The following is an 11,040-nucleotide window of genomic DNA, read 5'->3' as shown; positions in this document are numbered from 1 at the left end:
TTCCGCGCCGCCGCCGCCGACCAGCTGCAGACCTGGGGCGAGCGGGTGGGGGCAGGCATCGTGCGCGGCAAGGAGGGCGCCGACCCCGCGTCGGTCGCCTTCGACGCGACCGTCACCGGCATCGACGAGGGCGTGGATGTGGTGCTCATCGACACGGCAGGCCGCCTCCACACCAAGACCGGATTGATGGACGAGCTGGGCAAGGTCAAACGGGTAGTCGAGAAGAAGACGCCGGTCGACGAGGTGCTGCTGGTACTCGACGCGACCGTCGGCCAGAACGGGTTGACTCAGGCGAAGGTCTTCGCCGATGTGGTGGACCTGACCGGCGTGGTGCTCACCAAACTGGACGGCACCGCCAAGGGCGGCATCGTCTTCCGCATTCAAGACGAGCTAGGGGTACCGGTGAAACTCGTCGGTCTCGGCGAGGGTGCCGACGATCTGGCGCCGTTCGAGCCGGGCGCCTTCGTGGACGCGTTGATCTAAGGAGAACCCCCGATGGCCGCTACGCACGAGGTCGTCAACCAGGCGCCGCTGCGCGCCGGAGTCAACGAGTACACCGGCCACACCGCACTGGTCGAAGCCGTGCAGGCGTTCGGCGGCGGCTGGGCGAGCGAGGCACTCACCGAGGCCGGCGCCCTGGTAGGAACCGCGGACTTTCAGCACGATGCGGAACTGGCCAATACCTACACCCCCGTGCTGCGCACGCACGACCGGTGGGGCAACCGCGTCGACGACGTCGAGTTCCACCCCGCCTATCACCGGATCATCGGCGACGCGCTGCGCCACGGCGCGCACACCAGCTGCTGGGCCGACCCGCGCGTTGGGGCGCATGTCGCCCGCGCAGCGATGTTCATGCAGTTCAGCCAGATCGAACCCGGCCACGCCTGCCCGGTGAGTATGACGCACGCCGTCGTTCCGTCGCTGCAGATCGATCCGGTGCTGGCCGCGCAATGGCTTCCGCGGGTGTACTCGCGGGAATACAGCCACGATCTGGGCGCCGCGAGCGGAGCGAGCGGGCCCGATGGATACAGCGCCGGAGACAAGCCGTCAGCGACCTTCGGTATGGCGATGACGGAGAAGCAGGGCGGCTCAGATGTGCGGGCCAACACCACGCGCGCCATCGAGCAATCCGATGGCAGCTATCTGATCACCGGACACAAGTGGTTCTGCTCGGCGCCCCAGTCCGATGCCTTCCTGGTGCTGGCCCAGACGGAGCCGTCGGCGCCCCGATCTGGCCGATCAAGCAATGTCACCTGCTTCCTGGTGCCCCGCGTGCTGCCCGACCGGAGCCGGAACGTCTTCCGGATCCAGCGACTCAAAGACAAGCTGGGCAACAAGTCGAACGCCTCCAGCGAGATTGAGTTCGACCAGACCCTCGGCTGGCGGCTCGGCGACGAGGGGGCAGGTGTGCGCACCATCATCGAGATGGTCAATCAGACCCGCCTGGACTGCATCCTGGGTAGCGCCGCGGGCATGCGACAGTCCGTCGCCGAGGCAGCCTGGCACACCCGCCACCGATCCGCGTTCGGTGCCACCCTGATCGATCAGCCCGCGATGACCGCGGTGATCGCCGACCTCCCGGTGGAAGCCGAAGCGGCCACCTGGACAGCGATGCGCCTGGCCGCCGCCTACGACGACGACACCGACGAGTCCGTGGCCTTCCGGCGGCTGGCCACGGCGGTGGGGAAATACTGGGTGTGCAAACGCGGCCCAGGGCACGCCTACGAGGCCCTCGAATGCCTGGGCGGCAACGGATACACCGAGACCGGTTTCCCCCTGGCGCGTCGCTACCGGGAGCAGCCGGTGATGGCCGTGTGGGAGGGCTCGGGCAATGTGATCGCCCTGGACGTGCTGCGCGCAATGATGCGCGATCCGGCGTCGGTGGCGGCCGTTGACGCCGAGTTCGAGCGTGCACTCGGTCAGTACCGAGCCTACGACCTGCACGTGGAGGCCACCCGGAAGCTGATCGCCGCGGCGGCCGCCGATCCGGGAAATGCGCCGGCGTGCGCACGCAAACTCACCGAGTCGATGGCCCTTGCCCTGGCTGGCGCGGTGCTCATAGAGCAGGCGCCGGACACGGTGACCGAGGCTTTCCTGGCCGGCCGCATCGTCGACCCGGGCCACTTGTACGGCACGCTCGAGCCGACTCTCGACCTCGCCGGTATCGCCGCCCGCGCCTGATCTTTCGCTGGCTGAGCTTGTCGAAATCAACCCCAGAAACAGACCGTTAACCGCCGATGGTCCTCCGTAACACTGCCGAAACGCGCATGCGCGACTTCGGGAAACCTGGCCGCGTCACAGTCTTCTCACACGCCGACAACAGGCGTAGATGAGGAGGTTCCACCGTGACTACGGCGCTACCCGACAGCGTTTTCGGCACATTCGACACCGGCGACACCGCCTGGGTCCTGATCAGCGCGGCCCTGGTGCTGTTGATGACCCCCGGTCTCGCGTTCTTCTACGGCGGTTTGTGCCGTGGCAAGTCTGTTCTGAACATGATGATGATGTCCTTCGGCGCGATGGCCTCAGTGGCGGTCGTCTACGTTCTGTTCGGCTTCTCGATGTCCTTCGGCAATACCCTGACCGGCGGCGACAGCATCGGCGGAATCTTCTCGAACCCGTTTGCCCTGTTCGGCTCGGACCAACTGACCGCCACCCGCGAGGTGGGCGGCACAACCGAAGTGGTGATGTGGCCCGACACCGGCATCCCGGCGATCGCGTTCATGGCCTTCCAGCTCACCTTCGCGGTGATTACCGTGGCCCTGATCAGCGGTGCGATCGCCGAGCGGGCCAAGTTCTCCACGTGGATGGTCTTCAGTGTGCTCTTCGTGACGGCTGTCTACCTGCCGCTGGCCCACATGGTGTGGGGCGGCGGGCTGCTGTCGGGGTCAGCCGATGGTATCGCCGCCAAGATGTTCGGCACCCAGGACGGGGGAGCGGCCGTGGCGCCGATCGACTTCGCCGGCGGCACCGTGGTGCATATCAACGCTGGCATTGCGGCGCTGATCCTCGCGATCGTGATCGGCAAGCGCCTCGGCTTCGGGAAGACCGCCTACCGCCCGCACAACATCCCGTTCGTCATGCTCGGTGCTGCGCTGCTGTGGTTCGGCTGGTTCGGGTTCAACGCCGGCTCGGCACTGGCCGCCGACGCCACCGCCGCCATGGTGTGGGTCAACACCACCGCCGCCGCCGCGGCCGCGATCATCGGCTGGCTCGCCGTCGAGTACTTCCGCGACGGACACGCCACCAGCGTTGGTGCGGCCTCGGGCATTGTCGCAGGTCTAGTCGCCATCACCCCGGCGTGCGGTGCCCTGACCCCGCTCGGATCGCTGGCCCTGGGCGTTGTCGCCGGTGCCCTGTCGGCGCTCGCGATCGGACTCAAGAGCCGCTTCGGCTTTGACGACTCGCTCGATGTGGTGGGTGTGCACTTGGTCTCCGGCTTGTGGGGCACCGTGGCGATCGGCCTGCTGGCCAAGGATACCGGGGTCTTCTACGGTCACGACTTCAAGCAACTGGCCGTGCAGACGGTGATCGCCCTGGTCGCGCTCGCCTACACCGCGGTCCTGACCACCATCATCGCGTTCGCGCTGAAGCCGTTGGGCTGGCGCGTCGACCGGGAGGCCGAGGCCGTGGGCATCGACCAGGCCGAGCACGCGGAAACCGCTTACGAGCCGGTCTGACGACCGCGCCTTAGGCTGAAAATCTCACAGAGAAGGGTCTACCCATGAAGCTGATTACCGCCATCATCAAGCCGTTCACGTTGGAGGATGTCAAGTCCGGACTGGAACAACTCGGCATCGTCGGCATGACGGTCAGCGAAGTCCAAGGCTACGGCAGGCAGAAGGGTCACACCGAGGTCTACCGCGGTGCCGAATACGCCGTCGACTTCGTGCCGAAGGTTCGCGTGGAAGTGGTGGTCGACGACGACGACGTCGACCGAGTGGCCGACGCGATCGTCGAGGCGGCGCGCACCGGCAAGATCGGGGACGGCAAAGTGTGGACCACCCCGGTCGAATCAGTAATCCGGGTGCGGACCGGTGAACGCGGCACCGAGGCTCTCTGAACCGCCCCGCGGGCCAGCGCGATCCCTCGCGTCGGCCCGCGCGGCGGTTCTGGAGAGCTTTCCGTCCGACCAACTCGCTGGCCGTCCGTTGCGCGCCGCCCTCACCGCCGCCTACGAATTGTGGCTTGTCGACCGCGCCCACGAACTGGGGATCGGTCCGGGCAGTGGCTACGCCATCGTCGCCGTGGGCGCCCTGGGGCGTCGCGAGACGGTACCTGGTTCGGATCTGGACCTGATTCTGCTCCATGAGGACCGGTACCAGGAACGGCTCGCCGACCTCGCTGACGGACTCTGGTATCCGATCTGGGACGCCCGGATTGGACTCGATCACAGCGTCAAGACCCTCCCGGACGCACTACGGGCCGCGCGGGAGGAACCGACCGCCGCGCTGGGCCTGCTGGATGCACGCTTCATCGCCGGCGACGACGATCTGGCCGCCCTGATGGTCGACTCGGTGCGCAATCTGTGGCGGATCGAAGCCAGGCTGCGGCTGCCCGACGTGTTGCGCATCACCCGGGAGCGGTGGAAGCGGTCCGGCGACAATGCGCAGCGCGCGCAACCCGACCTGAAGAACGGACGCGGCGGCTTGCGCGATGTGCAGTTGCTCAATGCGCTGGCGCTGGCCCAACTCACTGACGGCCTCACCCGTTTGCGGGCCGACGAGCCAGACACTCCGGTGTCGCTCGCCTACGCCCGGCTGCTCGATGTGCGCACGCAGCTGCACTTGGTGACCGGCCGTGGCCGCGACCTGGTAGTTCCCGAGGACGCGACCGACCTGGCCGACGCATTGGGCCTGGACGACCGGTTCGCCCTTGCGGGTTTGCTCAGCGACGCGGCGCGCACCGTGGACTTCGCGGTCCAGACCGGTATTCGTACCGCCGAAAACGCTATCGGTAAACGCGGCCTCGCCCGGCTACGGCGGCTACCGACGCGCAAACCCCTCGATGAGGGCGTCGTACAGCACGACGGCGAGGTGGCGTTGGCCCGTTCGGCAATCCCGAGCCAGGACGCGGGTCTAGTTTTCCGGGTTGCCGCGGCGGCCGCGCGCCACGATCTACCGATCAATGGTCCGGCTCTGGAACGGCTCGCCCGATATGCACCCGAACCGACCATTCCGTGGACCACCGAGCCGCTCGACGACCTGCTCGTACTGCTCTCGTCCGGTGCGCCGACGGCCCGGACCATAGAGGCCCTCGACCGGATTGGCTTGTGGGACAAGATCTTTCCCGAATGGGACCACATTCGGGACCTCGCGCCGCGCGACCCTGTGCACACTTGGACGGTTGATCGCCACTCCATTGAGACGGTGATCAACACGGCCGCGTTGACCACCAGTGTGTCCCGACCGGACCTGTTGCTGCTCGGCGCGCTGTTCCACGACATCGGCAAAGGCCGCGATGGCGATCACAGTGAGATCGGTGCCGACATCGTCACCGGCATCGGACGTCGGCTCGGGCTGTGGCCCGACGACGTGGCACTGCTGACCGCGATGGTCCGCCACCACCTGCTATTGCCCGCGGTGGCCACCCGCCGCGATCCGACCGACCCGGGGGTGGTCGCCGAAGTAGCGCAGACGCTCGGGCACAGCCGGGTGCTGACGGAACTGCTTGGGGCGTTGGCCCAGGCCGACGGCCGAGCCACCGGGAGCGGCATGTGGAGCGACTGGCGCGCTGGCATGGTGGCTGCGCTGACCGCGCGGGTCCTGGACGTGATCGGCGGCGCCGAGTTTGCGGCCCCTGATCGGCTCACCGATGATCAGCGGGCGCTCGGCGCCGAAGGCGGAATGCAGGTGCGCCTGGCCGCGGGGCCTGGGCCCACCACATATCTGGCCACCGTGGTTGCCCCGGATCGGCACGGGCTGCTGTCGGTGATGGCCGCGGTGCTGGCCTCATCCGGGCTCGCCGTGCACAGTGCGCAGGTCCGGTCGCATGCCAACCATGCGGTGAACACCTTCGTCGTCGTGCCAGTCTTCGGCGGGCCGCCCGACGTGCAGGTGTTGCGGCAGCGGTTGCGCAATGCGTTGGAAGGGCGGATCGATGTCGTCGCCGACTTGCCCACGAATGCGGAATTGCCTGCGCCGCTCGCGCCGCCGCGGGCCACCTGGGTCGACGATGCGGCCGCCGGTGCGCTCTTGCTCGAGGTGCGTGCCGCCGATCGGCCGGGTCTGCTGGCCCGGCTCAGCCAGGTCCTCGAACGCCACCGTGCCGACATCGTGTGGGCCACCGTGACGACCCTCGGTTCGACCGTCATCGACACCTTCAGTCTGCGGCTGCCGCGTGATACCCCCGGGTTGCGCACGGACCTGGTCACTGCGGTGCTGCGTGTCTGCCCGGCCCCCGCGGCGTCCGCGGAGCAAAGGGTGGAAAGATAGGGGAATGTTCGAATCCCTCTCCGATCGGTTGACAGGTGCCCTCAAAGATTTGCGGGGCAAGGGGCGGCTGACCGACGCCGACATCGACTCGACCGCGCGAGAGATCCGGCTGGCCTTACTCGATGCCGACGTCTCACTGCCGGTCGTGCGGACCTTCATCGCGCGGATCAAGACGCGCGCTAAAGGCCACGAGGTCTCCGGTGCGCTGAACCCGGCGCAGCAGATCGTCAAGATCGTCAACGAGGAACTCGTCGAAATCCTCGGCGGTCAGACGCGGCGGATCGCGCTGGCAAAGAACCCGCCGACGGTCATCATGCTGGCGGGCCTGCAGGGTGCGGGTAAGACGACGCTGGCCGGAAAGCTCGCCAACTACCTGGTCAAGCAAGGACATACGCCCATTCTGGTGGCCTGCGACCTGCAGCGTCCGGGGGCCGTGCAGCAGTTGGAGATCGTCGGCGAGCGCGCCGGTGTCCCGGTGTATTCCCCACATCCGGGTACCTCCGTCGGTGGCGAGGGGGATCTCGGCGTCGACGGTTCGGAAGATCCGGTCGCGGTGGCCCGCGGCGGCGTCGAGCACGCCCGCGACAAGCAGTACGACGTGGTCATCATCGACACTGCAGGCCGCTTGGGCATCGACGACGTCCTGATGCGGCAGGCCGCCGACATCCGCGATGCGACCGACCCCGACGAAGTTCTGTTCGTTTTGGACGCGATGATCGGCCAGGACGCGGTCGCCACCGCGCAGTCCTTCGCCCAAGGCGTCGACTTCACCGGCGTCGCACTGACCAAACTCGACGGCGATGCGCGCGGCGGCGCCGCGCTCTCGGTCCGGGAGATCACCGGCCGGCCGATCATGTTTGCCTCGACCGGAGAGAAGCTCGACGAGTTCGACGTCTTCCACCCCGACCGCATGTCCAGCCGCATTCTCGGCATGGGTGATGTGCTGTCGTTGATCGAGCAGGCCGAACAGCATTGGGATGTCGCCGAAGCCGAAAAAGCCGCCGAGAAGATCAGCCAGGGCGAACTGACGCTGGAGGACTTTCTCGAGCAGATGCTGATGATCCGCAAGATGGGCCCGATCGGGAACTTGCTGGGCATGCTGCCCGGCGCCGGCGATATGAAAGATGCGTTGTCGCAGGTTGACGACTCCCAGCTCGATAAACTGCAGGCGATCATCCGCGGCATGACCCCGGGCGAGCGGGCCGATCCGAAGATCATCAACGCCTCCCGCCGCATCCGGATCGCCAACGGTTCCGGTGTCACCGTGACCGATGTGAACCAGCTGGTGGACCGCTTCTTCGCAGCCCGCAAGATGATGTCGCAGATGTCCGGGAGGATGGGCTTAGGCGGCGGTGGTATGAGTCGGCGTGCCAAAAAAGGCAAGAAGGGCGCCAAGGGTCGCAAAGGCAAGGGGCGTGGTCCGACGCAGGCCAAGGGCATGCCCGGGATGGGCCTGCCCGGCATGGGTGGCATGCCCGGGCTGCCGCCTGGTCTGGACCTGTCACAGATGCCGCCCGGCCTGGACCAGTTGCCGCCCGGTCTGGATGGCATCGACCTGTCCGGCCTGAAGTTCCCGAAGAAGTAACCGTCAGTATCAGGGAGGTAGCGGTGAGCCTGGCCGAGCACTACCGCGGCATCGATCCCTTTACCGGCGCGTCACTGGACCTCTGGGTCGAGGGTGGGCGCATCTCGACGTCGCCGGTGGCTGGTGCCACCACCGTCGCCGACGGTGGATGGCTCGTACCGGGTCTGGTGGACGCGCACAATCATGTCGGTATCGCGCCGGGGCTGGGCGTCACTACCGAACAGGCGCGGGCGTTCGCCTATCAGGATGCCAAGGCCGGGACGCTGCTGATCCGCGAGGTCGGATCGCCCGTGGACACGCACCCGCTGGACGACGATCGGCGCTGCCCGCGTTTCCTGCGAGCTGGCAAACACATTGCCCGGCCTAAGCGATACCTGCGGGACTACGGCGTCGAGCTCGACGACCCCGGCACCCTCGCCGAGGAGGTGCGCCGCCAAGCAGCAGCCGGCGACGGCTGGGTGAAGTTGGTCGGGGACTGGATCGATCGTGACGCCGGCGACCTCGCCCCGCTGTGGACGCGCGGGCAACTGGATGCGGCGGTGGCCGCTGCGCACGAGTCGGGTGCGCGGATCACCGCGCACGTCTTCGGGTACGACGCCCTCCCGGACATCATCGGCGCCGGATTCGACTCGATCGAGCACGGTACTGGTCTCACCCCGGATCTGGTGGAGGAAATGGTCGAGCGCGATATCGCGCTGGTTCCGACGCTCATCCAGGTGGAGAATTTTCCGGGTATCGCCGACGGTGCCGACCGCTTCCCGGCTTATCAGGCCACTATGCGCAAGCTGTATGCCAGCGCGGGGGGCGTCTACGGCGCGGCCCGCGAGGCCGGCGTGGCGATCTATGCTGGCACCGATGCGGGCGGGTTTGTCGGGCACGGCCGCATCGTCGACGAGATCGAGGCCCTGAACGGTATCGGGTTGTCACCACTCGAGGCGCTGGCTGCGGCATCGACGGCGGCGCGCGACTGGCTCGGAGTCGACGGCCTCGCCGACGGTGCCCGCGCCGACTTCCTGGTGCTCGATGCCGATCCGGCCCACGACCTGTCGACCCTGCGTCGCCCCACCCACATCGTCTGCTCCGGAGAAAACCTGCTCTGACCTCGGCGGGGATGCTCGACGGTGATTCGCCGGTCAGACGAGCCGGGCGACGCCGAGCCCGATGAGCAACACCGTCACCAACCAGCCGGCGCCCTTGGCGACCCGCTCCTGATTGGCGCGAGCTTTGGCGAAAACCCGGCCGATCCACGACTGCGGGCGGTGGCGCACCACGCCCAGGGACAGGCCGGCCAGCAGTGGCAGGCTCAGCGCCACGGTCGCATAGGCGAGCAGGCCGAGGTATCGCTCGGCCACCGGGATGCCGCTCGTGGACAGCACGGCGAGGCCCGCGAAGAACGGCACCGAGGTGACCGACTGGACCAGTCCCAGCAGAAAGCCGACGCCCACGGTCATCCAGGACGGCGTCTTCAGCGGTGTGAGAATACGTTCGACCATCTTCGACGAGTCGCCGCCCCGGAGGGTCAGGTACGCCGTGACCAGACCGGTCAGAATTAGCAAGATGGCAAAGATCGGGGAGTCGAGGACCATTTCGACGATGCTCTTGAGCCCGTCGAACGCCAGCAGCACGATCAGCGATAACACCAGCACGCCGAGCCAGTCGCCCAGCAACAGCAGGAAGGCGATCGGCCGGTACTTTCCAGGCGGGAGCATCATCGCCATCGCGACGAGGACGCCGATCAGCAAGACATTGACCGCATCCACGAAGGCATAGGCAAGGGCGTTAAGCATGAGTGTCCGCTCTCCGTTCCTCGTCTGATGTCCTGCCGCAGGGCGATTGCCCGGCGGTCGAGAGTCTATCGGCTGACGCGTCCCAGATCCGAAACCGCCCGTGAACCGACGCGGGTTTGAGGTGGGTGCGGCGGATCTGGCAGAATAAGGCGCTGGTTCGCCGGATCGGTTATGTACCGACCGGCGGTCACCCCATCAGAGATCGCAAAACCGGGCTCGCCGACAATGGGCGGGTCGCTGAATTGCGCAGTGACAAAAGGACACGACACATGGCTGTCAAGATCAAGCTGACCCGGCTGGGCAAGATCCGCAACCCGCAGTACCGCATCATCGTCGCCGACTCGCGCACCCGCCGCAATGGCCGCGCCATCGAGACTCTCGGCAAGTACCACCCGAAGGAGGAGCCCTCGCTGATCGAGGTCGACTCTGAGCGTGCGCAGTACTGGCTGAGCGTTGGCGCGCAGCCGACCGAGCCGGTGCTGGCCATCCTGAAGATCACCGGGGACTGGCAGAAGCACAAGGGCCTGCCGGGCGCCGAGGGCACCCTGAAGGTCGCGGCGCCGAAGATTCCTAAGCAGGAACTGTTCGCCGCTGCCCTGGCCGCCGCCGAGAACGAGCCGACCGTCGCGGCCACCACCGCGAAGAAGAAGGCCGTGAAGCAGGCCGAGAAGGTCGCTGCCAAGGCGGACGCCGAGGATAAGGCGACCGCGTCGAAGGCTCCGGAGAGCGCTGAGCCGGTCACCGAGGCTGTTGCCGAGGACCTGGCCGCCGACGGCGAGACCCTGGCCGAGGCGGAGAAGGCCGCCGACAAGTGAGTGCCGTCATCGCTGACGCCGTCGACCATCTGGTTCGCGGCATCGTCGCCAATCCGGACGAGGTGCGGGTCGAGCTGATCACCGGCCGCCGCGGCCGGATGATCGAGGTGCACGTCAACCCCGAGGATCTCGGCAAAGTGATCGGCCGCAACGGCCGTACCGCTACCGCGCTGCGGACCCTGGTCGCCGGTGTCGGCGGCCGCGGGATGCGCGTCGATATCGTCGACACCGACCGCTGATCCGCGCCGCCACGATGGATCTGGTGATCGGCCGGGTTGTCAAAACCCACGGCGTGCGAGGTGAACTCGTGGTGAATGTGCGCACCGACGATCCCGGCGAGCGATTCGCCGTCGGGACCGTCCTGCGCGGCCGCGCCCCACAAGGTGGCGGCGAAAAGAATTACACGGTGACAGCCGCCC

The 11,040-nt window shown here is 67.3% G+C and carries 9 protein-coding genes and 2 pseudogenes; 10 read left to right on the top strand and 1 reads right to left on the bottom strand.

Going from position 1 to position 11,040, the window contains the following annotated elements; all coding sequences use genetic code 11:
* From WAW85_RS15035 to WAW85_RS15005, 7 genes and pseudogenes are all read left to right on the top strand, one after another.
* Positions 1–483: pseudogene (locus WAW85_RS15035) on the top strand (signal recognition particle-docking protein FtsY); the annotation flags it as partial.
* Between the two features lie 12 nt (positions 484–495).
* Positions 496–2,181 (top strand): acyl-CoA dehydrogenase family protein, encoded by a 1,686-nt coding sequence (locus WAW85_RS15030; RefSeq protein ID WP_422560395.1) that lies wholly within the window; start codon positions 496–498, stop codon positions 2,179–2,181.
* Positions 2,182–2,345: 164 nt separating this feature from the next.
* On the top strand, positions 2,346–3,680 hold the full coding sequence (locus WAW85_RS15025; protein ID WP_422560394.1) for an ammonium transporter: 1,335 nt from the start codon (positions 2,346–2,348) through the stop codon (positions 3,678–3,680).
* Positions 3,681–3,724: 44 nt separating this feature from the next.
* A complete protein-coding gene (locus WAW85_RS15020) occupies positions 3,725–4,063 on the top strand; it encodes a P-II family nitrogen regulator (protein WP_422560393.1) in 339 nt (112 codons plus the stop codon).
* The gene (locus tag WAW85_RS15015; RefSeq protein ID WP_422560392.1) at positions 4,038–6,434 is read left to right on the top strand and encodes a [protein-PII] uridylyltransferase; all 2,397 of its coding nucleotides are present in this window, start codon (positions 4,038–4,040) and stop codon (positions 6,432–6,434) included. The genes WAW85_RS15020 and WAW85_RS15015 overlap by 26 nt, the downstream gene beginning before the upstream one ends.
* A 4-nt stretch (positions 6,435–6,438) precedes the next feature.
* Positions 6,439–8,019 (top strand): signal recognition particle protein, encoded by a 1,581-nt coding sequence (gene ffh / locus WAW85_RS15010; RefSeq protein WP_422560391.1) that lies wholly within the window; start codon positions 6,439–6,441, stop codon positions 8,017–8,019.
* Positions 8,020–8,048: 29 nt separating this feature from the next.
* On the top strand, positions 8,049–9,119 hold the full coding sequence (locus WAW85_RS15005) for an amidohydrolase family protein (RefSeq protein WP_422560396.1): 1,071 nt from the start codon (positions 8,049–8,051) through the stop codon (positions 9,117–9,119).
* Positions 9,120–9,152: 33 nt separating this feature from the next.
* Here WAW85_RS15005 and WAW85_RS15000 read toward each other — a convergent pair whose 3' ends face one another.
* Positions 9,153–9,806, bottom strand: coding sequence for a hypothetical protein (locus WAW85_RS15000; RefSeq protein WP_422560390.1), 654 nt, complete (start codon positions 9,804–9,806; stop codon positions 9,153–9,155).
* 269 nt (positions 9,807–10,075) lie between these two features.
* Here WAW85_RS15000 and rpsP point away from each other — a divergent pair, with 269 nt between their 5' ends.
* The 3 genes and pseudogenes from rpsP to WAW85_RS14985 form a co-directional block, all read left to right on the top strand.
* Positions 10,076–10,621 (top strand): 30S ribosomal protein S16, encoded by a 546-nt coding sequence (rpsP, locus tag WAW85_RS14995; protein WP_422560389.1) that lies wholly within the window; start codon positions 10,076–10,078, stop codon positions 10,619–10,621.
* Complete coding sequence (locus tag WAW85_RS14990) at positions 10,618–10,860, top strand: RNA-binding protein (RefSeq protein ID WP_422560388.1); 243 nt, start codon at positions 10,618–10,620, stop codon at positions 10,858–10,860. Before rpsP ends, WAW85_RS14990 begins: the two co-directional genes overlap by 4 nt.
* Before the next feature lie 14 nt (positions 10,861–10,874).
* Positions 10,875–11,040 (top strand): annotated as a pseudogene (locus tag WAW85_RS14985) (ribosome maturation factor RimM); the annotation flags it as partial.

This window comes from Gordonia sp. (in: high G+C Gram-positive bacteria), assembly GCF_049299075.1.
Lineage (GTDB): Bacteria > Actinomycetota > Actinomycetes > Mycobacteriales > Mycobacteriaceae > Gordonia.
This window is presented reverse-complemented; position numbering and strand designations above follow the sequence as displayed.